This window comes from Streptomyces sp. NPDC018029 (assembly GCF_044327655.1).
Classification (GTDB): domain Bacteria; phylum Actinomycetota; class Actinomycetes; order Streptomycetales; family Streptomycetaceae; genus Streptomyces.
Genome location: NZ_JBIRFV010000012.1, coordinates 241,764 through 267,004 on the forward strand (window position 1 = coordinate 241,764; position 25,241 = coordinate 267,004).

Below are 25,241 nucleotides of genomic sequence, written 5' to 3' on the forward strand. Positions count from 1 at the left end.
CCACCAACACGGCAAGCGTGCAAGGGACTTCACTCTTCGAGCGTGGCCGTGAAGCTTCCGCCGTACGCGTGGTGGGTGTCCACCTCGATCCGGGTGCCGCCGGGGGCCCTGCTCACCCGGACCTGTGGATCCGCGGTCACCTTGCGCAGGGGGCGGCCGCGGAGCAGGACCGTCACGGCGCTCCGGTCCGTCGTCGGGTCGGACACCGCGACGGAGACGGTCCTGCGCCCCTTCGCATCCTGGCGGCGCACGATGACCGAGGCCGGGCCGTGCACGCGCAGGCCCGCGGTCTCGTGCCACCCCCGGGTGAAGGAGTTGGCGGCCGTGATGCCGAGCCCCGCGTGGGAGACGGCTTGCAGGTGACGGGAGTTGGCGAGGACCTTGAGCGGCCCATGGCGGTGGGCGCGCAACCGGTCGTCGTCGGCGTTCGGCACCAAGGCGTAGGCAAGCCGCGCGGGTCGGGCGCCCGCCGCCCCGTCGACGGTGACGCCGAACACCGAACGCGTCACCGCCGTATCGGGGTTGGCGGTGCGCACGGCCCTGCGGCTGCGGGTGACCCGATCCAGGGTGACCCGCACCCGCGGGGTGTCGAGGAGGATGTAGCCGACCGCGGTGCCCTCCGTGGCGTTGGCGTAGCGCAGCCAGCGCAGGTCGGCGGTGCCGGGGCCGGTCCAGGGGCGGCCGTCGCGGAGCATGCCGGTGAGGGTGATCCGGTCGTCGGCGGCCGCGGTGCGGGCGTCGACGGTCGTGGTGACGGCGCGCCCCGCCGCGTCGCCGACGTCCGCCGCGAGCACCACGATCTCCTCGTCGAGCAGGAACCACGACTTCGTCGCCGTCGCGTTCCGGTACACCACGAAGTCGTCGGGCAGCAGCGCCCGGTCGCGGTACGCCGCGTCGTCGGACTGCACCATCCCCGCCGCGCCGTACGCCCCGAGGACGGCGCCGCCCGAGTACCGGGCGGTGCCGCGCGGGAAGTAGACGTACTTGTTCTGCGACTCGGAGGAGGAGGTGAAGTGGAGGGGGTGGCCGGGGTTGTCGTAGAACGGCTTGCCGTACAACTCCGGTACCGTGCGCCGCTGTTCGACCGGGGCGGTGACGCCAGCGAGGCCGTACGGCGAGACCGTGGTGTAGTAGTCGACACCGTACGCCCGGGTCTGGTCCTGCCCTGAGAGGTAGAGGTAGTACGCGCCGTCGCCCTGGAACCACGGCATGAGGTTCTCGCCGCTCATGTACTCGTACTTGCTGATCCGGTCGGAGCTCCGCGCGAGCGCGAAGGCGTAACCCGGCCTGCGGTGCACGGTCTTGTCCATGGCGTTGAACGCGACGCTGCGGGCGGCCGGGTTGAGGTCGGCGGGCGGGACGGCGGTGTCGCCGAGGATGTCGGCGTAGCGGACGACGCTGACCGGTGAGACGAAGCGGGCCGGGTCCAGGGCGGTGCGCGAGGTGGCCCTGACGTGCTTGACGTAGCTCTTGAGGGCGGTGGCCGCGGCGCCCGTCGCGAGTGAGGAGAGGTCGACGACGGCCTCGACGACCACTGCGACGTCGGTGTATCCGGAGTCGGGGCGCGACACCGCCCGGCCCTTGACGATCTCCATCATCCAGCCCTCGAAGATCAGCGGGGCGAACCCGTTCCGCACCCAGCCGTACACGGTCGGCACGAGCTCCTCGCCGTGCGCGAACCCGGTGCCTTCGAGGATCTTGAGGGTCTGTACGACGCGGGTGAGCAGCCCCTTGCCGTACGAGCCGGTGTACGCGACGGACGCGTGCTGGATGAAGGAGCCGTCGGCGTAGTGGCCGTCGGTCACGCCGTGCCGCAGCCGGTAGGGGTCGATGGTGAGGAAGACCGTCAGCTGGTCGGTGAGGGCCTTGCGGATCCGCGCCTCGCCCGGCTCGCCCAGGAGCGCGCCCTGGAGGATCCGGTTGGTGGTGATGTCGGCGAGGTTGGCGCCGGTGTGGAAGCGCGAGTCGAGGTCCACGTCGCCGTCGGTGCCGTTGCGCAGGTAGGCGTCCATCGAGGCGACGTAGGCGGGCAGCAGGTCGGGGCGGTGGGCGGCCACTTCGTCGGCGAGCAGCACGAGGGTCTTGCTGACGTGCTGCGAGATGCCGATCTCCCAGTGGAACCAGTTGCCGTAGTAGCCCTTGGCCTGGTCCGCGTAGTAGCGCTCGTGCAGCCAGGCCAGAGCGTCGATCACCCGGCGCCGCACGGCCCGGTTGTCGTACAGGTCGGCGGGGAGGCCCGGCGTGCGGGTGGCCAGGGCGATCTCGTACAGCCTGCGGTAGGCGGTGTTCAGGTTGGCCTCGTCGGTGCCGAGCACCAGGCCCGCGAAGAGCTCGCCCTCGCCGGCGTCGTCCATCGCCTTCAGGTCGGCCCGCGCGGTCCGCTCGACGGCGGCGAGCTTCGCGGCCGCCTCGGGGCGCGCGTTGGACGCGGCGGTACCGGCGAAGACCGCCACGGTGTTGGCGAGGAGCCGGGCGCGGCCCGCCTCGCTCGCGGCGGCGGTCAGCCGGCCCACGGGGACCACCGCCAGGAGACCGGCGGCCGACAGGGCGGACAGCAGGCGTCTGCGGGTGAGCTCCATGACGGCCTCCAACGACGGCGTACGACGGCATGCGTGGCGTTCCGGGGGCGTGCGGCGAGCGGAGTCAAGCAGACGCCCCGACCGGCGACAAGGGTCCCCGGCCGGGGAGGTCCGGGCAGATTGATAGCGTCCACTCCGATCATGGTGCCGCGCTGGGCGCCGTTCACGGGGGAAGGGGGGCGCCGTGCCCGAGGGAGGCTCGCCGCGCACGGTGCGGCGGCGCACCTGGCTGGTGGCCGTGCTGGCGGTGACGCTGCTGGCCGCGTCGTCGGTGACCTGGGTCGCCGTGTCGCGGGCCGAGGAGCGGGAGGACCGGCTCGACACCAACCGGGAACTGGTGGCGCGGGGCTGCGCGGGCCTGCTCCAGGAGGAGCTGTACGCCTCCGTGCCGGACGACGAGCGTGGCGTAATGGACGAGTTCGGGACGCTGCTGCACCCCCGGCAGGAGAGCCGCGCGCTGCTCGACTGCACGCTGGCCTGGGGCGGCGACGGCGGGACGTCGGAGGCGGACGTCCAGGCGCGGGTGCGGGCCGAGGCGGTGCCGGAGCGTATGTCACCGGCGGCGCTGACGGGCGACTTCGGCCTGCCTCTCCCGCCGAGCGCGGCGGGCGGTGTGGGCGCCGTGGACCGCTGGGACGGCGACTCGGTCGCGGCGTCCCTGCTCGTCGACTGCCCGAAGGGGCTGGAGGGGCGAGGCCGGTCCACGCGGGACCTGCTCGTGTCGGTGGACCTGCCGTCCGAGGCCGGGGAGTACGCCGACGAGTCCGACATTCCCGAGGCCGACCGGCTCGCCACCGCCAGGACCGCCGCGAAGGTCGCCAACTGGGTGTCCCGCAAGCAGGGGTGCGGCAGCGAGCCGCTGCGCACCGAGCCCGGCGGCACCCCGGACAAGGCGCCGAAGCTCTGCGCCTGGCTCTCCCCCGAGGCGCAGCGGCTGGCCCCCGGCGAGTGGACGTTCGACGGGAACGACTCGGCGTACAGCCGGCGCGCCGGCGCGTGCGGCGGCCGGTGGGACGACACCGCGGGCTCCCCCGACCATCTCGCGGTCGTGGCGGCGGATGTGGAGAGCTGGTCGGGCGTCCTCGCCCGCGGCGCCTACGAGGACCACGCGGAGAAGGCGCCGGGGCCCGGCCCCGGGGCGCCGGCCGCGCACGACAAGCCCGTGACGGTCGAACGGTCGGGGGACGACCCGCGACTCGCCCTGTGGGCGCGGTCCGCGTGCGTGGCGGGGCCGACCTACCACCGCGTGACGGTGACCCCCGCGTTCGACTTCGGCCGCGGGCCGGAGGAGGACGAGGTCGTCCTCGGCCCGAAGGACCAGCGGCGGATCTCCCGGCAGGCGCGGGCCGTGCTCGACCGCTATCTGGCGGCGCCCGACGGGTGGCCCCGCCGTTCGCACTGCCGTGAGACGAAGATCGTGGGAGAGGTGGCGGAGTGGCGCGAGCGGGACTGACCTGGCGGACGAGGACGGGGCGCGCGGTCCTGTCGTCCTGCGGGGCGCTCGTCGCCCTTGCCCTGGCCGCGGGCGGCTTCTACTGGTGGGGCGGCCCGCACGAGCGCCGCGTGGCGCAGCGGGTGCTCGACGAGGCCTGCGAAGGCGTGCTGCCCTCGCGGGAGATGCGGGACGTCCTCGGCGACGGGCCGTTCGAGACAGGGCCTGGCCGGGTGGACGTGCGGTCGGCGCACCGGGCCTCGGACAGCGCCGGGGACGGGGAGAAGGACGTGAGGCGCACGGTCACGTGCAGCGTCAGTGGTGACGGTACTTCCGTGGCGGGCGGCGCCGGGGGCGAGGCCGAGGTCGAGGTCACCGTGCAGAGCGTGCCGCAGCGGCGCGGCGACGGAACCGCGGCCGAGGCCGGGGCCGACCGTGACGCCGGACGAGGTTACGGCGAGGGCCCGTTGTACCCGGAGCCGGAGACCGAGCTGCCGCCCGTGGGGCTCGGCGGCGGCTGGCGGGGCCTGTTCTCGACCGGTGAATCCTTCACGAGCGATTCCGACGGCGACAACTGGGGGACCGCGGTGACGCTCCTCGACTGTGCCGGGGACCGCGGTGGGCTCCTCGTCACGGTCGCGGCGCAGGACGAGGACGTCACGCTGGACGACCCGCGCCGCCGCACCGCCGTCGCGCGGATCGCCACCGCGACGGCCGCGAAGGCGTCGGCGAAGTGGGGCTGCGACGCCGAGGTGGGCAAGCCGCCGCGTACGGTGGCGCTCCCCGTCAACGCCGAGGAGAGCGTGCCGCTCGCCGACGCGTCCGGGACCTGCCGGGGTGTCCCCGGCCGGGGCGGGCGGCTGTCCCGGGCGTGGGAGAGCGCGAGTTCCGGCGCTCCCGTCGAGGTGTGCGTCGTGGCGGGCGAAGGGCCCGACCTGCCGGGGACGAGGACGGAGACGGGTACGGGTACGGGTACGGGTACGGGCGCGGCGGACGAGGTGCGCCGCTACCACCTCGTCGCCTTCTACGGCCCGTACGCGGAGGCCGAACGGCTCGCCCACCAGGAACGCCACGGCGAGTACACCGAGAAGCCGGTCCCCGGCGAGGCCCCGGCGGGCCGGCTGGCGGGCGGCGGCCACTGGGCGACCGCGGCGTGCCGGGACGGGAGCGGCCCGGCGCTGTTCACGGTCCGGGACGAGGAGGCGTGGCACGGGGACCGTTCCGGCACGTACGGGAAGGACCGGGCCAAGCCGTCCACGGCCGACCTGGCGTACGAGCGGGCCGCGCTGGCGGAGTTCGCCCGCCACTCGGCCCGCGCGCACGGCTGCGAAGCCCCGGCCCTGCCCTGAGCCCCCGGCCGGGCTGGGCGGCCTCCTCCCTCACCCCTGCCGGGTCCCGGCACGCCCGGCGATGTGCGGCGGGAGTGCGATCCCTGTCCGCAGCAGCGGGTCCGGCACCGGTTCGCCCCAGGTGGCCGTGAGCGGCAGGTTGCCGGCCCAGACGTCGAGTCCGGCGTCCGGGCCGTCGCCGTCGTCCGGTGGACCCGCCGCCGTCTTGACCGAGGCCTCCGCGAGGGAGAGGGCCAGCAGGGTGGTCGCGGCGAGTTCCTTGCGGCTGGGGCGGCGGGCGTAGTCCCACTGGCCCGGCGTCGCGTGCTCGGTGAGCAGCCGCAGGCCGCGCAGCTTCTCCTCGGGGTCGGTCACCCGGCGCGGGACGCCGTGGATCATCGCGCTGCGGTAGCTGACGCCGTGTTCGAACACCGAACGGGCGAGTATCAGCCCGTCGACGTGCGTCACGGTGACGCAGACCGGCGCCTCGGGGTCGGCCGCCAGGCTGCGGCTGGCGACGGAGCCGTGCAGGAAGAGGTGGGTGTCGTCACGGCCGTACACGGTGGGCACGACCATCGGGTGGCCGTCGACGACGACGCCGAGGTGGCAGACGAAGCCCGCGTCGAGGATCGCCTCCAGGTCGGCACGGTCCAGACTGCCCTGATCGCGCAGGCGGCGGTGGCGGGTGCGGTCGGTGAGGGGCAGGACGGCGGGGAGCGTGGCAGTGTCTCCCACAGTTGCTTGGGGCTGGGGCTGGGGCTGGGGCTCGGGCTGCTCATGGTCATCGTTCACGACGCGACAAGTTACCGAGCGTCGAGGGCGGGTGGGGCGGACAGGGCAGCGGTGGGTGCGGGGGCGGCGACCGCCGTGTCGGGCGCGGCGGGTGCGTCAGGCGCGGGCAGGGCGACAGGCGCGGCGATCGCGGCGACGATGGCGAGGGTGGCGACGGCTCGCAGGGTCCACTTCATCGCGGCCGGGTTCGTCGCGGCCGGGTTCAGCACGGCCTGGTTCATCGCGGTCTGGTTCAGCACGGTCTGGTTCAGCACGGTCAGGCTCCGATCTCGGCGTGTGACGGCCCGTCATGGCATGCAAGGCGCGCCACAGCACGGCATCTGTTGCATGGGATGCGTGCGGTGGCACGCGTCTTGATCGTCGCCTCCCGCCCCGTACCCCGGCATCGTCCGGAAGTCGCGGCCGGGTCCGCCCCACGGGGGAGGTCGCCCTCCCCTCGCGGACCTCAGACGACCAGTACCCGGCGCCCGCGCGTATGGCCGGCCTGGCTGTCGATGTGTGCCGCCGCGGCGTCGGCCAGTGCGTACGACTTGTCGACCGGGATGTGGAGCCTTCCCCGCGAGATGAGGTCGGCGGCCTCGGCGAGTGCGTCCGGCACGCTGCCGGCCGCGCCGGAGAACCGGACGCCGTGCTCCGGCGCCGTGAGATCGGCGATGGAGATCACCTTCCGCGGGTCGCCGGTCAGCTCGACGAGCTCGCGGAGCACACCCGAGCCCGCGAGGTCGAGGGCCGCGTCGACCCGGCCGAGGGCCCGCACCCGCTCGACCCACCCCTCCCCGTACGTCGTGGCGAGGGCGCCCAGGCCCCGCAGATAGTCCTGGTTCGCGGCCCCGGCCGTGCCGATGACCGTGATGCCGCGCTCGCGGGCGATCTGCAGCACCGCCGACCCCACTCCCCCGGACGCGCCGCTGACCAGCAGCGTCTGACCGGGCAGGACGCCGACCTCGCGGAGGACGCGCAGCGCGGTCTCCACCACGGAGGGGTACCCGGCCGCCTCTTCGAACGTCAGCCCCTCCGGCATCAGCGCCCACGCCGACAGCACGGCGAACTCCGCGTACGTGCTCGCCCCTTCACCGAACACATGGTCTCCGACCCGCACCCCTTCGACACCCTCGCCGACCTCGTCCACCACCCCGGCGGCATCGAGGCCGACTCCGGCGGGCAGCTCGATCGGATGCGCAGACAGCACCTGGCCCTCCCTGACCCGCCAGTCGACGGGGTTCACGCCCGCCGCCCGTACGGCGATGCGTATGTGGCCGGGGCCCGCGTGGGGCTCCTCGGCGTCGATGAGGTGCAGGACGTCCGGGCCGCCGAACTCGGCGAAGCTCACTTTCTTCATGCGGCGAACGCTAGCACTAACGGTTAGTGTTTCACAACGAGTAGCTTTTCCTGACAGCTTCAGCTTTGCATTTGGTAGCGTGCGCGCATGACCGTGCCGACCGGACGCCGCGAGCGCAAGAAGGCCGCGACCCGTCAGAAGATCGCCGACACCGCCCTGCGGCTCTTCCTGGAACGCGGCTACGAGGCGGTGGGCATCCGGGACGTGGCCGCCGAGGCCGACGTGGCCGTGACCACGGTCTTCTCCCACTTCGCCTCGAAAGAGGCGCTGGTGTTCGAGCAGGACGAGGACTTCGAGCAGCGCCTCGCGCGGGCGGTCACCGACCGGGCGCCGCACGAGCCGCTCATCCCCGCGCTGCGACGCGAGATCCACGCACTGGTGCGGCACTGCACGGCGGACGGCGCCGCCCCGATCTGGCGCATGATCGAGGAGACGGCCGCCCTGCGGAAGTACGAGGAGTCGATGAGGCTGCGCCACGCGGAGGCGCTGGCGGCCGCCATCGCCGCCGAACCCGGTCTGTCGCGGACCGACACGGCCTGCCGCACGATCGCGAGGTTCGCGATCGACGCCTTCTCGGTGGCCCGCGAGGCGGACGACCCGGAGGCCGCGGTGGACGAGATCTTCCACATGATCGAAGCAGCTTGGCGGGCCACGGGCCCTTCCTGAGGGACCCACCGGGAAGGACTCGGCCGGAGGACTAGAGCGTGGCGGGTCCAAGTCCGGCTCGAAGAATCCAACGACTTGCGGGCCGGGGCGATGGCGGGGCGCGGGGCACGCGCGGTCTCATGGAGACCATGGAGCTTTCCCACCACGAGGACGTGTCCCCCGGCACCGGCGCTCTCCCGCCCCGCGCGTGGTACGCGGCGTCGGACGCCGCCGCCCTTTCCCTCAACGGCCACTGGCGGTTCCGCCTCTCGCCCACGGCCGACGCCGAGGACGACTCGTTCGCCGCCGACGGGTACGACCCCGACGCCTCGGATGCCGAGGGCGCCTGGGGCGAGATCGCCGTGCCCGGCCACTGGGTGCTGCAGGGCCACGGCGCGCCCCAGTACACCAACCAGCTCTACCCGTTCCCCCTGGACCCGCCCCGCGTGCCCACCGAGAACCCGACCGGCGACCATCTGCGCCTCTTCGACCTGCCCGCCGACTGGCCGCGGGACGGCGCCGCCGTCCTCCGCTTCGACGGCGTCGAGTCCTGTGCCCGCGTCTGGCTGAACGGCACGGAGCTCGGCGACTTCAAGGGCTCACGCCTCCCCCACGAGTTCGCCGTCGGCGAGCTGCTGCGGCCCGAGGGCAACGTCCTCGCGGTCCGCGTCCACCAGTGGTCCGCCGGTTCGTACCTGGAGGACCAGGACCAGTGGTGGCTGCCCGGGATCTTCCGCGACGTGACGCTGCTGCACCGGCCCGAGGGCTGCGTCGGCGACTTCTTCGTCCACGCCGCGTACGACCACCGCACGGGGACGGGCACGCTCCGGGTGGACATCCCGGAGGCGGACGTCCAAGGGCGCGTCGTCGTCCCGGAGTTGGGGATCGACGTGGCGACCGGCGAGGAGGTCACCGTGACCGTCGAGCCGTGGACGGCCGAGACGCCACGGCTGTACGACGCGACGCTGGCCACGCCCGGCGAGCGGATCCCGCTGCGCGTGGGCTTCCGCACGGTCGCCGTCGAGGACGGACTCATCAAGGTCAACGGCCGTCCGATCCTCTTCCGCGGTGTGAACCGCCACGAGTTCCACCCCCGCAGGGGCCGCGCCCTCGACCTCGAAACGATGCGCGCCGACGTGCTCCTGATGAAGCGTCACAACATCAACGCCGTCCGCACCAGCCACTATCCGCCGCACCCCGCCTTCCTCGACCTCTGTGACGAGTTCGGTCTGTGGGTCGTCGACGAGTGCGACCTGGAGACCCACGGCTTCCAGGCGGTCGGCTGGCGGGGCAACCCGGTCGACGACGACCGCTGGACGCCCGCCCTCCTGGACCGCGCCGCCCGCATGGTCGAGCGCGACAAGAACCACGCCTCGGTGATCGTCTGGTCGCTCGGCAACGAGTGCGGGACGGGCCGCGGCCTGACCGCCATGGCCGAGTGGATCCGCGCCCGGGACGGCAGCCGCCTCCTCCACTACGAGGGCGACGCGTCCTGCGAGGACACGGACGTGTACTCGCGGATGTACGCCGACCACGCCGAGGTCGAACGCATCGGCCGGGGTGAGGACGAGGGGCCGAAGGAGCGGCGCAGGCTTCCGTTCATCCTCTGCGAGTACGCGCACGCCATGGGCAACGGACCCGGCGGACTCAGCGAGTACCAGCGGCTGTTCGAGACGTACGACCGGCTCCAGGGCGGCTTCGTCTGGGAGTGGATCGACCACGGCATCGCGCACCCCACGTACGAGTACGCGTACGGCGGCGACTTCGGCGAGGAGCTGCACGACGGCAACTTCGTCTGCGACGGCCTCGTCTTCCCCGACCGGACGCCGTCCCCCGGCCTCGTCGAGTACAAGAAGGTGGTCGAGCCGGTCCGGATCGAGGGCGACGGGCGCGCCGGTACGGTCACGGTCACCAACCTCCACGACTTCGCCGGCCTCTCCCACCTCGCCTTCACCTGGTCGTACGAGAAGGACGGCACGACCGTCGCGGACGGCGTCCTCACGGTGCCGCAGGTCGGCCCCGGCGAGCGCACGGAGGTGAAGCTGCCGCCCCCGCCGCCCCGGGACCCGGACGCCGAGACCCAGTGGACGGTGCGCGCGTCACTCGCCGAGGACACGGCGTGGGCGCCGAAGGGGCACGTGGTGGCGTGGGCGCAGCTGCCCGTCGAGTACGGCATGGTCCTGCCCGTGCCCGGCGGCGCGGCACCCGTGCGCGACGCGGCCGGCCGGCGCATCACCCTCGGCGCCGCGGATTTCGACGCCCGCACCGGCTCGCTCCTCGCCTTCCACGGCCGTGAGGTCAGGGAGCTGCGCCTGGACGTGTGGCGGGCCCCCACCGACAACGACAACGGCATGCCGTGGCGGCCCGAGCCGTCCGTGGCCTCGCTGTGGCGCACGCACGGCCTCCACCGGATGCGGCACCGCGTCGACTCCGTCGAGACGACCGGGGAAGGTCTCACCGTGCGCACCCGGGTGGCGCCCGCGGCGAGCGACCTGGCGCTGCGCACGGAGTACCACTGGACGTCGGACGGCGGCAAGCTGCTGCTGCGGATGTCCGTGACGCCGGAGGGCGACTGGCCCGTGCCGCTGCCGCGCCTCGGCATCCGCTTCGGGCTGCCCGGCGCGGCCGGCCGCGTGCGGTGGTTCGGCGGCGGGCCCGGCGAGGCCTACCCCGACACCGCGGCCGCCTCGCTGATCGGCGTGTGGGAGTCGGACGTCGACGCGATGCAGACGCCGTACGTGCGCCCGCAGGAGAACGGGGCCCGCCCCGCCGTCCGCTGGGCCGAGGTCGGCGGGCTGCGCGTCGAGAGCGACGGCGCCCCCGCGTTCACCGTCCGGCGCTGGACGACCGAGCAGCTCGACGCCGCCCGGCACCGCACCGACCTCACGCCCGGCGACACGGTCTGGGTCAACCTCGACATCGCCCGGCACGGCATCGGGACGCAGTCGTGCGGCCCCGGCGTCCTGCCGCAGTACGAACTCCGCGCGACACCCCGGCCGTCCTCCTTCAGCTGCGTCTTCTCACGCGTGGACGGCTGAGCCCGGGACGGACCGGGCCGGGCGCCGCCCGGTCACCCCGTGGTCGTCAGGCGTTCCCGCAGGAACTGGACGACCCGCTCGCGCGCGGCGTACGCGGGGTGGCCGGGCTCCTCGCGGACCTCCTCCGTGAGGACGGAGTGCGCCGACTTCGCGAAGCCCGTCGCGTTGCCCGGCGACGAGTCCAGTTCGATGACCTCGAACGCGTCGCCGAAGTGGCGGCGCAGGGTGGCGAAGCGGTCGCGCGGGACCAGCTTGTCCTCGCTGAAGCGCAGGCCGAGCGCGCACAGGCCGTCGTTCTTGGTGCGGGCCACGACCGTGTCGAACTCGGCGCGGGACAGGCCGGGGTCGACCCGTCGCGCGGCGCTCACCGGGAGGGGCAGCGAGGGCTGGCTGAGCACGGGGGCCAGGACGGCCTCCTCCGTGGCGGCGGCCAGCGCGAAGCCGCCCGTGAAGCACATGCCGATGACGCCGACGCCCGGACCCGGCGTGCGGGACGCCAGATCGCGGGCGAGGGCACGGAGATAGTCCGCGAAGGGGCGCCGGGCGTTGGTGGCGAAGGCACGGAACTCGGCGGCGACGCAGACCCGGCCGAAGACCCCCAGGACGTACGGCGTGGAGATCGGGCGGCCCGGCTCGCCGAAGGGGGACGGGATCGCGACGGTGAAGCCCTGTTTCACCAGGTGCTCGCCGAGGCCGAGGACACCGGGATGCACACCGGGGATCTCGGGAACCAGGACGACGCCGGGGCCTGTCCCCTTCTCATGGACATCATGCGTGAGGCCGGCCCCCGTGAACGGGGCCGCGTGCCATCCTGTGAGGTCCGCTGTCGGTTCCGAACCGGGCACGGCGCTCACTCCCTTTCGTCACAAGTGCCTGATGGGTAGGTGGAGTTCATGCCTACAGCACCCATGCGCGGAAACACAGACCCCACCGGGCGGTCCGAGCCGCCCGAGCCACCCCCCGAGCCCCCGCCCGGGCGGCTCGTGGCATGGCTGGGCAGATTCGGCCCCGTCGCCGTGGGATACGCCGTCTTCCAGGCCCTGGTGGGGCTGCTGCCCGACGGGCTCTTCGGGGACACGGCCCGCTATTCGCTGGCCGTGGCCAGCGGCCTCGGCACGGGGATCTCCGCCTGGCTGGCCGGCGCGCTGCTGCGGGCACGGGCGGCGGCGGGCGGCGGGGCGGACGACGGGACGGGCGGTGATCTGGACGGGGTTCCTTCGCCGCGCCGCCCCCTGGCGGGAGCGGCCTCCGGCGCGGCGGAACCGGTGGGTCCTGGGCCGCTGCCGGGGCTCTCCGCCGCCGCGTACACCACGCTCGCCGACCGCCTGACGGTCTTCGACGACCCGCTGCGCGGCCGCCTCGTGGGCTGGCCGCACGCCCTCGACGAGCAGTCGGAACCGGTACGTCCGACACCGACGGGCACCGCGTACGGCCTGCACATCGTCCTAGAACTCGGCATGCCCGACGGGCGGTTGCGCGCCTCCGAGCTCGTGGAGACGCTGTGGCGGCTGCGGCTGCCCGAGGGCGGCTGGGCCGCCCGCTCGCAGGGCGCGGTGGGGCGCCCCGAGGTGACCGCGCTCGTGCTCGGCGCCCTCGCGCGGGCCGGCGCCGACCCGCGCCTCCTCGCCACGGAGGCGGAGCGGTGCACCGAGCGGTTCAGCCGCGAACTGGAGCCCGCAGGAGCCGAGTTGACGCACGTCGTGACCACGGTGCTGCGCGGGCTGCTGCGCGCCGCGCCCGACTCGCCCGCCCTGCCGCTCCTGCGGGACGCGCTCGTCGACGGGGCCGTCACCGATCCGGCGCGCGGGCACCGCCGCTGCTGGGGCTCACGGCTCACCCCGCCGCGCGGCAGGGCGGTGGCGCCGTCCGCCGTGCACACCGCGCAGGCCGTCGTCGCCCTCGACCGGGCGGCGCGGGTGCTCGGCGAGGACGCGAACGCCCGCGCCACCCGCGAGGAGGGCATCCGCTGGCTGCTCTCCTGCCCCGGGCCCGCGCACGACGGCTGCGACGACCTGGAGAGCGGCCACGAGACGGTGCGCCGCCCGCACCCCGTCGACGCCTCGCGCCACGAGGTGCTCTCCGTGCGCCACTTCTCGGCGGCCTGGGTGGTGCGGGCGCTGCTCACCCCGGACGTCCCCGCGGTCGCCGCCGACGAGGAGAGGGAGGCGACCTGGCAGGAGATGCTGTCGGGGTCGGCCGCGTGCGTGTGGCGGCAGCAGGACAACGGGATCTGGACGTGGGACGGGGTCGATCTCGCCTACCCGCTGTGGATGACCTACCAAGGCCTTTCCGCGCTGCGGGCACATGCCGTATGGATGTATCAGCCGGGTGGCTGAACGCCGGCGGGCGCGTGGACGAGGGGGAGAGTGCATTGGGTGGTCGGCACGTCCACGACGCCAGGCGGCTCCTGGAGGAGACGCTGGACCGGTCGACGGGGGACGAACTGCTGCGGGCGGCCCGCGCGGTCGTCGCCGAACTGGGCGACCCGCGGCGCCTGGTGCCGCTGCTGCGTGAGCTGGCGGGCGGCACGGGCGACCCGTCGGGGTGCGCGCTCCTCTCGTACCGCCACATCCTCGGCTTCGACAAGCTGCTCCTGATCGACGGCGGCCCGCGCCACATGCTGCGCGCGCATGTGTGGCATCCGGGCCGGGACATGCGCGAGGACATCCACAACCACCGCTCCCCGCTGGCCTCCTACGTGGTGCGGGGCGCCCTCGGCGTGGAGCTGTACGAGCGCGCGGGTCCCGCCGCCGATGAGGGGATCGCGACGTCCTGGTACCGGGAGTCCCTCGCGGGCGAGGACGGCGACTGGCTCCTGGAGCCGGCGGGCGGGGCGCGGCTGCGCCTCACGCAGACCGCGCTGTACGCGGCCGGGAGCGGCTACGCGCTGCCGTCGCACGTGCTGCACCGGGCGTGGTGCGCCTCGCCGGGGCCCGCGGTCTCGCTGTTCCTGGAGACGGGGGCGGGGCGGCGGCGGTACACGGACGTGTACGCGGGGCCGGACGTGGGAGGCCGGGCGGTGGCGAAGAAGCCTTTGGAGGTGAACGACTACCTGGCGGAGCTGTCGACGCTGGCGGAGCTGCTCGGCTGACGAGCCGGCGAGTCGACGGGGCTGAGGCGTTGCTCAGGCGAGGGCCTGGCGGACGATCTCGCGGTTGTAGTCGTCGATCCGGACCGTGCCGAGGTCGGCGGGGGCGAGCCAGCGGTGGTCCTGGTCGGGCAGGGGCAGGGTCACGTCGAAGGTGAGGGGGCGGACCAGGAAGTTGTCCTGCCAGTTCTTCACCTCATGCCCGCGGTACGTACTGACGAAGGAGGACTCGCCGACCTTGCGGACGACCTGGCCGAGCAGTCCCGTCTCTTCCTTGAGCTCTCTCAGGACGCCGTCCATCGGACTCTCGTCGGGCTCCAGCTTCCCGCACGGAACACCCCACACACCGGGCAGGAACCGCTCGGTCCGGCTGCGTCGCACGAGCAGCACCCGGTCGCGGTGCATCACCACAGCCGCCGCGAGCCGGTTGTCACCGGGATAGTCCATGCCTTCCAACGTAGCGGGGATTCGGGTCCCATGACAGTCGGGGTGTCCGATTCCTTCAAGACCTGGCGCGAAGCCGCTGCCTACGCTGCCGGGCATGAACAGCACATCTGAGTCACCCACTCCCCGTTTCGATCTGATCGGTCTCGTCGTCTCCGACCTGGCCGCGTCGCTCGCCTTCTACCGCAGGCTCGGCCTGGAGTTCCCCGCCGGGTCGGAGAGCGCGCCGCACGTCGAGGCGGCGCTCCCCGGCGGTCTGCGCCTCGCCCTCGACACGGAGGACACCGTCCGCTCCTTCCACCCGGACTGGCGGCCGCCCGCGGGCGGGGGCCGGATCGGGCTCGCCTTCCACTGCGGTACGCCCGCCGGGGTCGACGCCGTGCACGAGGACCTGACGGGCGCCGGATACGCGAGCGAGCTCAAGCCGTTCGACGCGCCCTGGGGCCAGCGGTACGCCGTCGTCCTCGACCCGGACGGCAACGGCGTCGACCTCTTCGCTCCTCTAGGGGCGGCCCCCGCCGAGTAGCTCACCGAGTCGCAGCCCGGTGAACTCCTTGACGTCGCGCGCCAGATGGGCCTGGTCGGCGAAGCCCGCGGCGGCCGCCGTCTCCGCGTACGGCAGGCCGTCGCGGGCCAGCGCGAGGGCCCGCTGAAGACGCAGCACCCGGGCCAGCGTCTTGGGTCCGTAGCCGAACGCGGGCAGTGAACGGCGGTGCAGCAGCCGGGCGTTGACACCCGCGTCCGCCGCGGTCCGCGCGACCGAGTGGCCCGCGCTCAGGGACCTGACGATGTGGGCGACGAGCGGGTCCGGGGGCCCGGTGCCGACGGCGCGGTCCGTCACGACCGCCTCCAGGGCGGCCACCGGGTCGCGCGCGGCGTCCACGCGCTCGGTGAGGCGGCGCGCCTCGGCCGCGGTCCACAGGTCGGCGAGCTCCACCCGCCGGTCGCGCAGTTCGTGGGCGGGCACGCCCAGGAAGGCCGGGGCGGTGCCGGGGTGGAAGCGGATGCCGACGTACCGTCCCGGCCCGCCCTCGGGGTCGTACGCGCGGGTGTCGGGGCCCGCGACGAACAGCCTGCCCTCGGTCCACAGCAGGTCCATGCAGCCGTCGGGCAGCACCGGCCGGGTGTCGCCGGGGGCGCCCGTGGCGACCCGGGTCCACACGACCGCGCCGGTCAGCGCCGCCGGCCGCTCCCGGTAGGTCCCGTCGGACATCACGCCCCCCGGTGCTCCTGCGGGCTGATCCCGTACACCCGCTTGAAGGCGCCGGAGAGCGCGAACGCGCTGCCGTATCCGACCCTGCGGGCTATCGCGCCGATGGTCAGCCCGCTGTCGCGCAGCAGGTCGGCGGCGAGCGCGAGCCGCCAGTTCGTCAGGTACGTCATCGGGGGCTCCCCCACGAGGTCCGTGAACCGCCGGGCGAACGCGGCCCGCGAGACGCCCGCCTTCGCCGCGAGGTCCGCGATGGTCCAGGGGTGCGCCGGGTCGTCCTGGAGCAGGCGCAGCGCGCGGCCGACGACCGGGTCGCCCAGCGCCAGGTACCAGGCGGGGGCCGCCGCCTCGGGGCGGGAGAACCAGGCGCGCAGCGCGGCGATCAGGAGCAGGTCGAGGAGCCGGTCGAGGACGACGTCCTGGCCCGGTTCGTCCTTGCGGATCTCGTCGGCGAGCAGCGGGGTGAGCGGGCAGTCCCACACTTCGGTGGGCAGCACGAGCAGTGGCGGCAGCGCGTCGAGGAGGCGTCCGGTGAGCTCGCCCCGCAGCTGGTAGGTGCCGATCAGCATCTCCACGGACCCGTCGCGGGACTCGCCCCAGGCGCGCAGGCCCAGGTCCCGGTAGCGCGCGACGGGGGCGCCGTCGAGCGGCACGCAGTGCTCCCCCGGCCGGATCTCGGCGAACGGTGCGGTGGTGGCCTCGTCGGCGCAGGTGTAGTGGTCGGGGCCGCGGGCGATGGCGAGGTCGCCGGGGCCGATGCGCTGGGCGGGCGCGCCGTCCGCGGGGACGAGCCAGGCGGTGCCGCGCACCATGACCATGACGGACAGGGGCGCCTCGTCCGCGATGCGGACGGACCAGGGCGGGTCGAAGAGCGCACGGATCATGAAGGCCCCGCGCGCCCGCGGCCCTTCGAGGAGACCGGCCAGTACGTCCATGGCGGCAGCGTAGACGCATGCGCCTGGGGGTGAGCCTCTAGCCGATGGCCGACCGGCGGGCGGTCGTCCTCGGCGTACGGCGGCTCACGCTGCTCTCGGTGCGGGGCGAGGAACAGGCGCACGCGACGGGGCGGCCCTCGCCGGGTTCGGGAGGTGCTGGGCCGGGCGCCCAGGGACTTCGCCGACTTCGCCCGTGAGTGCGCCGGGGTCTGGACGTCATGAGCCCCGGCGCCGGGGTGAGGTTCCGGGGCTCTGCCCCGGAACCCACTCCTCAATCGCCGGAGGGGCTGTCGTCCGAGCCGCCCGACCCCGGCCGCTTCGCGTGCTTCCCCTGCTTCGCCGGCGTCCGCAGCCGCGACGTGACGTCGTCCGGCGGCAGGAAGCGCGACCAGCGTTCCGGGAACTCGGACGGCATCTCCGGGTCGTCGGCGTCGTCGGGGTCCTCGCCGTACCCCGCCGCCTCGCGTGCGGCCGCGCGGGCGACCACCTCCGCGGCCTGGGCCTCCCTTATGCGGTCGTTGGCGGCGCGGGCCACGGCCGTGGCGACGGACGGCCAGACCCGGTCGATCGCCGCGTTGACCGCGGCGCCGACCAGGACCGCGAACGCCGAGACGCCGATCCACAGCAGCACGGCGACCGGGGCCGCGAGCGAGCCGTAGATGGTGGGGCCCTCCACCGTGCTGGTGAGGTAGATGCGGAGCAGGAAGCTGCCGAGCACCCACATGGCGAGCGCGATGAGCGCGCCCGGCATGTCCTCCACCCACGGCGAACGCACCGGCACGGACACGTGGTACAGCGTCGTCAGGAAGATCACGGAGAGGATGACGACGACGGGCCAGTAGAGGATCTGGACCACCGTCGTGGAACCGGGCAGGAGTTTCACCACCGCGTCCGGACCCGCCACCATCAGCGGCAGCGCGACCGAGCCGATGAGCAGCGCCACCAGGAAAAGCCCGAAGGCGAGTATCCGGGTCTTGACGATGCCCCGCACGCCGTCGAGGCCGTACATCACGGTGATGGTGTCGATGAAGACGTTCACGGCGCGCGAGCCGGACCACAGGGCGAAGAGGAAGCCGATGGAGATGACGTCGGGTCTGCTGACCCGCATCACGTCGTCCAGTATCGGTTCCGCGATCTGGTGGACGCCCCGGTCGGACAGGATCGTGCGGGACGCCTCCAGGATGTTGTTCTGGACGCTGGCGATGGTGTCCGCGCCGGTCCACCGGTCCACGTAGGCGAGCAGGCCGATCAGGCTCAGCAGCAACGGTGGAACGGAGAGCAGCGTGAAGAACGCAGCCTCGGCCGCGAGCCCCAGGATGCGGTACTCGATGCACGAGTTGACGGTGTCCTTGAGCAGCAGCCAGGCGGTCCTGCGCTTGGAGACGTTCCGGTAGAGAGCGCGGGCCCGGGTCCAGCGGCCCGACGGCCGCCCGGGTGTTTCTTTTGCCTGGTGCACCTCCTTACCGTAGCGGCATGGCAGCCAGCACCCACACAGTGACCAACCAGGCTCCGCCCCTGGTGGGATATGACGTATTCGCGTCCGACCGGGCCCTCGTGGAGGGCGTCGAGCGGCATCTGGATCCGGCGCTCCTCGACACCGCCCGCGACGAACTCTCCCTGCTCGGCCGCACCGCGGGTTCCGCCCAGGCACAGAGGTGGGGAGAGCAGGCCAACGAGAATCCGCCCGTTCTGCGCACGCATGACCGTTACGGGAACCGGATCGACGAGGTCGACTTCCATCCGGCCTGGCACCGGCTGCTCGGCAAGGCCGTCTCCGCGGGCCTGACCACCGCCTGGTCACGGCCCGGCGGGCATGTGCGGCGAGCCGCGGGGTTCCTGGTGTGGACGCAGGCCGAAGGGGGGCACGGGTGTCCCGTCTCGATGACGCACGCCGCGGTGCCCGCGCTGCGCGCCGACCCGGCGCTCGCCGCCGAGTGGGAGCCGCGCCTCTCCTCGACCGTGTACGACGAGGGGCTGCGCCCGGCGTCGCAGAAGGCCGGTGTCCTCTTCGGGATGGGCATGACGGAGAAGCAGGGCGGCAGTGACGTGCGGGCCAACACGACGCGTGCGCAGGCGCTCGCGGAGGACGGGACATATGCGCTGACGGGGCACAAGTGGTTCTGTTCGGCGCCCATGTCGGACGGGTTCCTGGTGCTCGCGCAGGCCGAACAGGGGCTGACGTGCTTCCTGGTGCCGCGCGTCCTGGAGGACGGCACGCGGAACCCGTTCGCCATCCAGCGGCTCAAGGACAAACTGGGCAACAAGTCCAACGCGTCGAGCGAGGTGGAGTTCGACGGGACGTGGGCCCGCCGGGTCGGGGACGAGGGGCGCGGGGTGCGCACCATCATCGAGATGGTGGCGGCGACCCGGCTGGACTGCGTGATCGGTTCGGCGGCGCTGATGCGGCAGGCCGTGGCGCAGGCGGTGCACCACGCCACGTACCGGGAGGCGTTCGGCGGCAAGCTCGTCGACAAGCCGCTCATGCGCAACGTACTGGCGGATCTGGCGCTGGAGTCCGAGGCGGCCACGACGCTCGCGCTGCGGCTCGCGGCGGCGTACGACGACGGGAGCGAGCAGGAGCAGGCGTTCCTGCGGCTCGCGGTGCCTGCCGCGAAGTACTGGGTGACCAAGCGGTGCACGCCGCTGGTCGGCGAGGCCCTCGAATGCCTGGGCGGCAACGGCTATGTGGAGGAGTCGGGCATGCCGCGGCTGCTGCGCGAGGCGCCGCTCAACTCGATCTGGGAGGGCTCGGGGAACGTCCAGGCGCTGGACGTGCTGCGGGCGCTGCAGCGCGAGCCGCGGGCCCTCAACGCGTTCCTCCAGGAGGTCGGCGCGGCGCGCGGCGCCGACCACCGCCTCGACGGTGCGATCAAGGACCTGCTGACCGAACTGGCCGACCTGGACGGCATCGAGGGCCGGGCGCGCCGGCTCGTGGAGCGGATGGCGCTGGTGCTCCAGGGGTCGCTGCTCGTGCGGTACGCGCCTTCGGAGGTGGCCGACGCGTTCTGTGCCTCACGGCTCGGCGGGGACTGGGGCGCGGCGTTCGGCACGCTGCCGCACACACTCGATCTGGCCACCGTGGTGGCGCGGTCCGCGCCGGGGGTCTAGAGGGCCGCTCCGTCAGCGGGGGGAGAGCCCCGGGCGGTTCCCGGGCTGACACGGGGGTGGTGCTGCGCCGACACGGCACCACCCCCGTCTTTCAGGCCCCTTGAGGAGCGTGAACACCGCACGGGCGGTGTGGTGTCCAGATTCGGGCACCGGCCGGGCGTTGGCCAGAGTTGCAGGAGGTTGCAACGCACCGTGACCTCCGGAGGATTCGGCACCCCGATGCGGCCCCCGGGGACGCGCGCAGGGGGCACCATGGGTCCCTGCCCCTCCACACTGGTCTGGCCGGAAAGGACCCCGTGGTCATGAACGCCCCGTCGACGATCGACCTCGCGCGGATCTCCGCCATGGACCTCGCGCACGCCGCGCACCTCCTGAAGGGGGTGCGCGACGCCACGCTCTCCGGGCAGCGGCCGAGGGTCCTGCCGCGCCCGGTGATCGGCGACTCGTGGGGGCGGATGCTGCTCGGCGGGGTCGACCCCGACCACGACATCCGGTCCCGGCTGCTGACCGAGGAGGAACTGGAGGAGCGCCGCCGCGCCTCGCCGCTCCTGGAGGTCCTGCCCGTCCTGCGCAACGCCCTGGTCTCCGTGGCGGACGCCGCGCAGCACATCATGATCGTCTGCGACGCGGAAGGCCGGGTGCTGTGGCGCGAGGGCAGCGCCGCGGTGCTGCGCCAAGCGGACGCGCACGGCCTGCAGCCGGGGGCGGACTGGGGGGAGAGCGTCGTCGGCACGAACGGCATCGGAACCCCGCTGGTGGTGCGCCGCCCCGTGCAGGTCTTCTCCGCCGAGCACTTCGTGCAGACCCACCACCCGTGGACGTGCACGGGCGCCCCGGTGACCGACCCGCGCGACGGCAGGCTGCTCGGCGTGGTCGACGTGAGCGGGCCGCTGCAGACCATTCATCCGGCGACCCTCGCGCTGGTCGACTCGGTGGCCAAGCTCGCCGAGGCCCGGCTGCGGGACCGGCACGTGACGGCGCTCGACCGGCTGCGCGCGGTGGCGGCGCCGGTCCTCGCCCGGCTCGACGGGCGGGCGCTCGCCGTGGACGCGCACGGCTGGACCGCCGCGGTGACCGGCATGCCCCCGGCGGACCGCCTCGCCCTGCCCAAGTCCTTCGGCCCGGGCCGCACCTGGCTGCCGTCCCTCGGCTCCTGCCTGGTGGAGCCGCTGGCCGGCGGCTGGCTGCTGCGCGTGGAGGAGCCCGGTGACGTGCCGACGCCGGTCGCCGCGACCCGGCTCGTCCTGGACGTGAGCAGCCCGCGCCGCTGGACACTCTCGGTGCTCGGCGGCGCCCACGACTGGACGCACGAGCTGAGTCCGCGCCACGCCGAACTCCTCTATCTCCTCTGCACATACCGCACCGGGCGCACCGCTTCGGGCCTCGCCGAGGACATGTTCGGCGACCCGGCGCGCACGGTGACGGTCCGCGCCGAGCTCTCGCGCGTGCGGCGCTACCTGGGCGGTCTCCTCGCCCACCGGCCCTACCGCTTCCACGAGGACGTCGACGTCGACGTGATCATGCCGGAGCGGCCGGTGGACCTGCTGCCCCACTCGACGGCACCGGCGGTCCGTGCTGCGAGACGGGTCGCGGAGCTCTGAGCGGCCATGATTCTCTGTGCCGCATGAGCATCACAGTCACCACCTGGTCCCTCGAGCAGACGTCGCCCACCGATCTGCTCCCGGCCGCCGCACCCGACGGCGACGTACGGATCGTGCGCGCCGAAGTGCCCTCGCCCGAGTTCAGCAGGTTCCTGTACGCGTCCGTCGGCGGCGACATCCGCTGGACCGACCGGCTCTCCCTCACCTACGCGGAGTGGCAGAAGCTGCTGGAGCGGCCGGGTGTGGAGACCTGGGTCGCGTACGAGAAGGGGACGCCCGCCGGATACGTGGAGCTGGCGGCGCGCGGCGAGAACGGGGACGCGGCGGAGGGTGTCGTCGAGATCGTCTACTTCGGTCTGCTCCCCGCCTTCCGTGGGCGCCGCATCGGCGGCCACCTCCTGTCGTACGGCGTCGCGCGCGCCTGGGACCTGGCCGGGCGGTGGCCGGGGCTCGCGCCGACCGAGCGGGTCTGGCTGCACACCTGCTCCAAGGACGGCGAGCACGCGATGGAGAACTACCAGCGGCGCGGCTTCAAGCTCTTCGACACCAAGGTCGAGCTGGAGGCGGACGTTCCGGCGCCGGGGCCCTGGCCGGGGGCCCACCGCAGGTGAATCCCGGCTGAATCCCGGAAGTGACCCACGACACCGTTGTCCACGATGCGGGACAACGGTGTCCGCATTTTGGATAATGCTGGACTGGGCCGAAAGTCCCATGACACGCTTCCGGCATGGATCGCACTGGAAACGCCTTGGTGAGTCGACGTCACGTCGACCTCGGCCGCATGTCCAGCGCCATGTGTCCGGCCCGCTGATCGACTCAGCACCGCCGCACCCCATCCACTGATCCCCCTCCCTGCGCAGCGCCGCGCGCACGTCCCCCCTCCTGCCCAGCAGGTTCGGGAACGTGCCATTTTCGCAGGTCAGAGTTGCTTTCCCGCTGCCCCGAAGGACGTACCAGCATGGCCGCCACGCCAGAGAAGCCCGCCCCAGCCACGCCCCGCCGCAAGGCGAGCCGTCACCGCGGCGAGGGCCAGTGGGCCGCAGGTCACTTCACGCCGCTCAACGGGAACGAGCAGTTCAAGAAGGACGACGACGGTCTCAATGTGCGGACACGCATTGAGACGATCTACTCGAAGCGTGGGTTCGACTCCATCGACCCGAACGATCTCCGTGGCCGGATGCGCTGGTGGGGCCTCTACACCCAGCGCAAGCCCGGGATCGACGGCGGCAAGACCGCGATCCTGGAGCCGGAGGAGCTGGACGACGAGTACTTCATGCTCCGGGTGCGCGTCGACGGCGGGCGGCTGACCACCGAGCAGCTGCGCGTCATCGGCGAGATCTCCCAGGAGTTCGCGCGCGGCACCGCCGACCTCACCGACCGGCAGAACATCCAGTACCACTGGATCCGCATCGAGGACGTCCCCGAGATCTGGCGGCGGCTGGAAGCCGTGGGGCTCTCGACCACCGAGGCGTGCGGCGACACGCCCCGCGTCATCCTCGGCTCCCCCGTGGCGGGCGTCGCCGAGAACGAGATCATCGATGGCTCCCCCGCCATCGACGAGATCCAGCGGCGTTTCATCGGCAACCCCGACTTCTCGAACCTGCCGCGCAAGTTCAAGAGCGCGATCTCCGGCTCCCCGCAGCTCGACGTGGCGCACGAGATCAACGACATCGCCTTCGTCGGCGTCCACCACCCCGAGCACGGCCCCGGCTTCGACCTGTGGGTCGGCGGCGGCCTCTCCACCAACCCCAAGCTCGGGGTGCGGCTCGGCGCCTGGGTGCCGCTCGACGAGGTGCCGGACGTGTTCGGCGGCGTCATCGGCATCTTCCGCGACTACGGCTACCGCAGGCTGCGCAACCGCGCCCGCCTGAAGTTCCTCGTCGCCGACTGGGGCCCGGAGAAGTTCCGGCAGATCCTGGAGGACGAGTACCTGCGGCGGAAGCTGGTCGACGGGCCCGCCCCCGAGCAGCCCGCCGGCACCTGGCGCGACCACCTCGGCGTCCACCGGCAGAAGGACGGGCGCTTCTACGTCGGCTTCGCGCCCCGCGTCGGCCGCGTCGACGGCGCCACCCTCACCAAGATCGCCGAGGTCGCCGAGGCGCACGGCTCGGGCCGGCTGCGCACCACCGCCGAGCAGAAGATGATCGTGCTCGACATCGAGCAGGACCAGGTCGACTCGCTCGTCTCCGCCCTCGAAGCGCTCGACCTGCGGGTCAATGCCTCGCCCTTCCGGCGCGGCACCATGGCCTGCACCGGCATCGAGTTCTGCAAGCTCGCCATCGTCGAGACGAAGGCGCGCGGCGCCTCCCTCATCGACGAACTGGAGCGCCGCATCCCGGAGTTCGACGAGCCCATCACCATCAACATCAACGGCTGCCCGAACGCCTGCGCCCGCATCCAGGTCGCCGACATCGGCCTCAAGGGCCAGCTCATGCTCGACGCCGACGGCAACCAGGTCGAGGGCTACCAAGTGCACCTGGGCGGCGCCCTCGGGCTCGACGCCGGCTTCGGCCGCAAGGTCCGCGGCCTGAAGGTCACCGCGGCCGAGCTGCCCGACTACATCGAGCGGGTCCTCAAGCACTTCCAGGCGGAGCGCGAGGACGGCGAGCGCTTCGCCACATGGACCGCCCGCGCGTCCGAGGAGGCCCTCAAGTGAGCGAGCGTGCCGCCCCGTTCCACTGCCCGTACTGCGGCGACGAGGACCTGCGCCCCCACGAGGCCGGTCACGGCGCGTGGGAATGCGCGGCGTGCAACCGGGCCTTTCAGCTGAAGTTCCTCGGGCTGCTCGCCCGGGGCGTTCAGCGCACCAGCAGTGGAGAGAACCAGATATGACGACCGCTCAGGACAAGAAGCCGCGCACGGACGACGAGTTGAAGGCGCTCGCCGAGCAGGCCGGGCGCGACCTGGAGGACGCCTCCGCCCTGGAGGTCCTCCAGTGGGCCGCCGACACCTTCGGGACACGCTTCTGCGTGACGTCCTCGATGGAGGACGCGGTCGTCGCCCACCTCGCCTCGCGGGCGATGCCCGGCGTCGACGTCGTGTTCCTGGACACCGGCTACCACTTCCCCGAGACCATCGGCACCCGTGACGCCGTCGAGGCCGTCATGGACGTCAACGTCATCACCCTGACGCCCCGTCAGACCGTCGCCGAGCAGGACTCCGTGTACGGCGCGCGGCTGCACGACCGCGACCCGGACCTGTGCTGCAGGCTGCGGAAGGTGCAGCCCCTGGAGGAGGGCCTCGCGGGATACTCCGCGTGGGCCACGGGACTGCGCCGCGACGACTCGCCGGCCAGGGCCAATACCCCGGTGGTCGGCTGGGACGAGAAGCGCCGCAAGGTCAAGATCTCGCCGATCGCCCGCTGGACGCAGGACGACGTCGACGCGTACGTCGCCGAGCACGGCGTCCTCACCAACCCGCTCCTCATGGACGGCTACGGCTCGGTGGGCTGCGCCCCCTGCACCCGCCGCCTCCTGGAGGGCGAGGACGCGCGGGCCGGCCGCTGGGCCGGGAACGCCAAGACCGAATGCGGGATCCACGGATGACCGCGCCGCAGACCCAGCAGCAACAGACCCGGGAGAACCACGTGACGACCGGAGCCACCGTCTGGCTCACCGGCCTGCCCAGCGCCGGCAAGACGACCATCGCGTACGAACTGGCGGGCCGCCTGCGTGCGGAGGGCCGCCGGGTGGAGGTGCTCGA

The 25,241-nt window shown here is 73.3% G+C and carries 25 protein-coding genes; 16 read left to right on the forward strand and 9 right to left on the reverse strand.

Annotation, left to right across the window (positions count from 1 at the left end; all coding sequences use genetic code 11):
- Window positions 1–29: 29 nt before the first annotated feature.
- Window positions 30–2,579, reverse strand: coding sequence for a polysaccharide lyase family 8 super-sandwich domain-containing protein (locus tag ACH4D5_RS32690; RefSeq protein ID WP_398309611.1), 2,550 nt, complete (start codon window positions 2,577–2,579; stop codon window positions 30–32).
- A 184-nt stretch (window positions 2,580–2,763) separates the two neighbouring features.
- Between ACH4D5_RS32690 and ACH4D5_RS32695 the strand changes: the two genes are divergently transcribed.
- Window positions 2,764–4,032, forward strand: a complete 1,269-nt coding sequence (locus ACH4D5_RS32695) for a hypothetical protein (RefSeq protein WP_398309614.1) — start codon at window positions 2,764–2,766, stop codon at window positions 4,030–4,032.
- Window positions 4,014–5,360 carry a hypothetical protein gene (locus ACH4D5_RS32700; protein WP_398309617.1) on the forward strand — a complete coding sequence of 449 codons (1,347 nt, stop codon included), beginning with the start codon at window positions 4,014–4,016 and terminating at the stop codon, window positions 5,358–5,360. The genes ACH4D5_RS32695 and ACH4D5_RS32700 overlap by 19 nt, the downstream gene beginning before the upstream one ends.
- A 30-nt stretch (window positions 5,361–5,390) precedes the next feature.
- On the opposite strand, the gene ACH4D5_RS32705 is transcribed toward ACH4D5_RS32700, so the two are convergent.
- From ACH4D5_RS32705 to ACH4D5_RS32715, 3 genes are all read right to left on the reverse strand, one after another.
- Window positions 5,391–6,044: a pyridoxamine 5'-phosphate oxidase family protein gene (locus ACH4D5_RS32705; RefSeq protein ID WP_398309721.1), complete on the reverse strand. Its 654-nt coding sequence runs from the start codon at window positions 6,042–6,044 to the stop codon at window positions 5,391–5,393.
- Window positions 6,045–6,142: 98 nt separating this feature from the next.
- Window positions 6,143–6,385 carry a hypothetical protein gene (locus tag ACH4D5_RS32710; RefSeq protein WP_398309620.1) on the reverse strand — a complete coding sequence of 81 codons (243 nt, stop codon included), beginning with the start codon at window positions 6,383–6,385 and terminating at the stop codon, window positions 6,143–6,145.
- A 191-nt stretch (window positions 6,386–6,576) separates the two neighbouring features.
- Window positions 6,577–7,470 carry an NADP-dependent oxidoreductase gene (locus tag ACH4D5_RS32715; protein ID WP_398309623.1) on the reverse strand — a complete coding sequence of 298 codons (894 nt, stop codon included), beginning with the start codon at window positions 7,468–7,470 and terminating at the stop codon, window positions 6,577–6,579.
- 87 nt (window positions 7,471–7,557) lie between these two features.
- Here ACH4D5_RS32715 and ACH4D5_RS32720 point away from each other — a divergent pair, with 87 nt between their 5' ends.
- Both ACH4D5_RS32720 and ACH4D5_RS32725 read left to right on the forward strand, forming a co-directional pair.
- Window positions 7,558–8,136: a TetR/AcrR family transcriptional regulator gene (locus tag ACH4D5_RS32720; RefSeq protein ID WP_398309626.1), complete on the forward strand. Its 579-nt coding sequence runs from the start codon at window positions 7,558–7,560 to the stop codon at window positions 8,134–8,136.
- A gap of 128 nt (window positions 8,137–8,264) precedes the next feature.
- Window positions 8,265–11,153, forward strand: coding sequence for a glycoside hydrolase family 2 TIM barrel-domain containing protein (locus ACH4D5_RS32725; protein ID WP_398309629.1), 2,889 nt, complete (start codon window positions 8,265–8,267; stop codon window positions 11,151–11,153).
- Window positions 11,154–11,185: 32 nt separating this feature from the next.
- On the opposite strand, the gene ACH4D5_RS32730 is transcribed toward ACH4D5_RS32725, so the two are convergent.
- Complete coding sequence (locus tag ACH4D5_RS32730) at window positions 11,186–11,998, reverse strand: dienelactone hydrolase family protein (RefSeq protein ID WP_398309631.1); 813 nt, start codon at window positions 11,996–11,998, stop codon at window positions 11,186–11,188.
- 48 nt (window positions 11,999–12,046) lie between these two features.
- Here ACH4D5_RS32730 and ACH4D5_RS32735 point away from each other — a divergent pair, with 48 nt between their 5' ends.
- Both ACH4D5_RS32735 and ACH4D5_RS32740 read left to right on the forward strand, forming a co-directional pair.
- Complete coding sequence (locus ACH4D5_RS32735) at window positions 12,047–13,489, forward strand: hypothetical protein (protein ID WP_398309633.1); 1,443 nt, start codon at window positions 12,047–12,049, stop codon at window positions 13,487–13,489.
- A gap of 35 nt (window positions 13,490–13,524) precedes the next feature.
- Window positions 13,525–14,244 (forward strand): hypothetical protein, encoded by a 720-nt coding sequence (locus tag ACH4D5_RS32740; RefSeq protein ID WP_398309636.1) that lies wholly within the window; start codon window positions 13,525–13,527, stop codon window positions 14,242–14,244.
- A gap of 33 nt (window positions 14,245–14,277) precedes the next feature.
- Here the strand turns inward: ACH4D5_RS32740 and ACH4D5_RS32745 are convergent, their stop codons facing one another.
- Entirely contained in the window at window positions 14,278–14,688 is a 411-nt protein-coding gene (locus ACH4D5_RS32745; RefSeq protein WP_398309639.1) for an NUDIX hydrolase, read from the reverse strand.
- 94 nt (window positions 14,689–14,782) lie between these two features.
- On the opposite strand from ACH4D5_RS32745, the gene ACH4D5_RS32750 reads away from it, so the two are divergent.
- The gene (locus ACH4D5_RS32750; protein ID WP_398309641.1) at window positions 14,783–15,211 is read left to right on the forward strand and encodes a VOC family protein; all 429 of its coding nucleotides are present in this window, start codon (window positions 14,783–14,785) and stop codon (window positions 15,209–15,211) included.
- Here ACH4D5_RS32750 and ACH4D5_RS32755 read toward each other — a convergent pair.
- Window positions 15,188–15,898, reverse strand: a complete 711-nt coding sequence (locus ACH4D5_RS32755; protein WP_398309724.1) for a DUF6597 domain-containing transcriptional factor — start codon at window positions 15,896–15,898, stop codon at window positions 15,188–15,190. The genes ACH4D5_RS32750 and ACH4D5_RS32755 overlap by 24 nt on opposite strands.
- A complete protein-coding gene (locus tag ACH4D5_RS32760; RefSeq protein WP_398309643.1) occupies window positions 15,898–16,830 on the reverse strand; it encodes an AraC family transcriptional regulator in 933 nt (310 codons plus the stop codon). Before ACH4D5_RS32760 ends, ACH4D5_RS32755 begins: the two co-directional genes overlap by 1 nt.
- Window positions 16,831–16,874: 44 nt before the next feature.
- On the opposite strand from ACH4D5_RS32760, the gene ACH4D5_RS32765 reads away from it, so the two are divergent.
- Window positions 16,875–17,027 (forward strand): hypothetical protein, encoded by a 153-nt coding sequence (locus ACH4D5_RS32765; protein ID WP_398309646.1) that lies wholly within the window; start codon window positions 16,875–16,877, stop codon window positions 17,025–17,027.
- Window positions 17,028–17,101: 74 nt separating this feature from the next.
- Here the strand turns inward: ACH4D5_RS32765 and ACH4D5_RS32770 are convergent, their stop codons facing one another.
- Window positions 17,102–18,286: a YihY/virulence factor BrkB family protein gene (locus ACH4D5_RS32770; RefSeq protein ID WP_398309649.1), complete on the reverse strand. Its 1,185-nt coding sequence runs from the start codon at window positions 18,284–18,286 to the stop codon at window positions 17,102–17,104.
- A 17-nt stretch (window positions 18,287–18,303) separates the two neighbouring features.
- Here ACH4D5_RS32770 and ACH4D5_RS32775 point away from each other — a divergent pair, with 17 nt between their 5' ends.
- The 8 genes from ACH4D5_RS32775 to ACH4D5_RS32810 all read left to right on the forward strand — a co-directional run.
- Window positions 18,304–19,938, forward strand: a complete 1,635-nt coding sequence (locus ACH4D5_RS32775; RefSeq protein ID WP_398309651.1) for an acyl-CoA dehydrogenase family protein — start codon at window positions 18,304–18,306, stop codon at window positions 19,936–19,938.
- Between the two features lie 302 nt (window positions 19,939–20,240).
- Entirely contained in the window at window positions 20,241–21,539 is a 1,299-nt protein-coding gene (locus tag ACH4D5_RS32780) for a GAF domain-containing protein (RefSeq protein WP_398309654.1), read from the forward strand.
- Window positions 21,540–21,562: 23 nt separating this feature from the next.
- Window positions 21,563–22,150 carry a GNAT family N-acetyltransferase gene (locus ACH4D5_RS32785; RefSeq protein WP_398309658.1) on the forward strand — a complete coding sequence of 196 codons (588 nt, stop codon included), beginning with the start codon at window positions 21,563–21,565 and terminating at the stop codon, window positions 22,148–22,150.
- A gap of 116 nt (window positions 22,151–22,266) precedes the next feature.
- Complete coding sequence (locus ACH4D5_RS32790; protein ID WP_317850861.1) at window positions 22,267–22,350, forward strand: putative leader peptide; 84 nt, start codon at window positions 22,267–22,269, stop codon at window positions 22,348–22,350.
- A 147-nt stretch (window positions 22,351–22,497) separates the two neighbouring features.
- Window positions 22,498–24,195 (forward strand): nitrite/sulfite reductase, encoded by a 1,698-nt coding sequence (locus ACH4D5_RS32795; RefSeq protein ID WP_398309660.1) that lies wholly within the window; start codon window positions 22,498–22,500, stop codon window positions 24,193–24,195.
- On the forward strand, window positions 24,192–24,371 hold the full coding sequence (locus tag ACH4D5_RS32800; RefSeq protein WP_398309662.1) for a hypothetical protein: 180 nt from the start codon (window positions 24,192–24,194) through the stop codon (window positions 24,369–24,371). Before ACH4D5_RS32795 ends, ACH4D5_RS32800 begins: the two co-directional genes overlap by 4 nt.
- Window positions 24,368–25,084, forward strand: coding sequence for a phosphoadenylyl-sulfate reductase (locus ACH4D5_RS32805; protein WP_398309664.1), 717 nt, complete (start codon window positions 24,368–24,370; stop codon window positions 25,082–25,084). Before ACH4D5_RS32800 ends, ACH4D5_RS32805 begins: the two co-directional genes overlap by 4 nt.
- On the forward strand, window positions 25,081–25,241 hold a 161-nt coding region (locus tag ACH4D5_RS32810; RefSeq protein WP_398309727.1), incomplete at its 3' end, for an adenylyl-sulfate kinase. The genes ACH4D5_RS32805 and ACH4D5_RS32810, both read left to right, overlap by 4 nt.

What these genes read in the sequence shown, in the direction of transcription:
- ACH4D5_RS32690 (WP_398309611.1), bottom strand. Translation starts at nt 2,579, where the DNA reads ATGGAGCTCACCCGCAGACGCCTGCTGTCCGCCCTGTCGGCCGCCGGT.
- ACH4D5_RS32715 (WP_398309623.1), bottom strand. Translation starts at nt 7,470, where the DNA reads ATGAAGAAAGTGAGCTTCGCCGAGTTCGGCGGCCCGGACGTCCTGCAC.
- ACH4D5_RS32720 (WP_398309626.1), top strand. Translation starts at nt 7,558, where the DNA reads ATGACCGTGCCGACCGGACGCCGCGAGCGCAAGAAGGCCGCGACCCGT.
- ACH4D5_RS32725 (WP_398309629.1), top strand. Translation starts at nt 8,265, where the DNA reads ATGGAGCTTTCCCACCACGAGGACGTGTCCCCCGGCACCGGCGCTCTC.
- ACH4D5_RS32735 (WP_398309633.1), top strand. Translation starts at nt 12,047, where the DNA reads ATGCCTACAGCACCCATGCGCGGAAACACAGACCCCACCGGGCGGTCC.
- ACH4D5_RS32745 (WP_398309639.1), bottom strand. Translation starts at nt 14,688, where the DNA reads ATGGACTATCCCGGTGACAACCGGCTCGCGGCGGCTGTGGTGATGCAC.
- ACH4D5_RS32750 (WP_398309641.1), top strand. Translation starts at nt 14,783, where the DNA reads ATGAACAGCACATCTGAGTCACCCACTCCCCGTTTCGATCTGATCGGT.
- ACH4D5_RS32755 (WP_398309724.1), bottom strand. Translation starts at nt 15,898, where the DNA reads ATGTCCGACGGGACCTACCGGGAGCGGCCGGCGGCGCTGACCGGCGCG.
- ACH4D5_RS32760 (WP_398309643.1), bottom strand. Translation starts at nt 16,830, where the DNA reads ATGGACGTACTGGCCGGTCTCCTCGAAGGGCCGCGGGCGCGCGGGGCC.
- ACH4D5_RS32765 (WP_398309646.1), top strand. Translation starts at nt 16,875, where the DNA reads ATGGCCGACCGGCGGGCGGTCGTCCTCGGCGTACGGCGGCTCACGCTG.
- ACH4D5_RS32775 (WP_398309651.1), top strand. Translation starts at nt 18,304, where the DNA reads ATGGCAGCCAGCACCCACACAGTGACCAACCAGGCTCCGCCCCTGGTG.
- ACH4D5_RS32780 (WP_398309654.1), top strand. Translation starts at nt 20,241, where the DNA reads ATGAACGCCCCGTCGACGATCGACCTCGCGCGGATCTCCGCCATGGAC.
- ACH4D5_RS32785 (WP_398309658.1), top strand. Translation starts at nt 21,563, where the DNA reads ATGAGCATCACAGTCACCACCTGGTCCCTCGAGCAGACGTCGCCCACC.
- ACH4D5_RS32790 (WP_317850861.1), top strand. Translation starts at nt 22,267, where the DNA reads ATGGATCGCACTGGAAACGCCTTGGTGAGTCGACGTCACGTCGACCTC.
- ACH4D5_RS32795 (WP_398309660.1), top strand. Translation starts at nt 22,498, where the DNA reads ATGGCCGCCACGCCAGAGAAGCCCGCCCCAGCCACGCCCCGCCGCAAG.
- ACH4D5_RS32805 (WP_398309664.1), top strand. Translation starts at nt 24,368, where the DNA reads ATGACGACCGCTCAGGACAAGAAGCCGCGCACGGACGACGAGTTGAAG.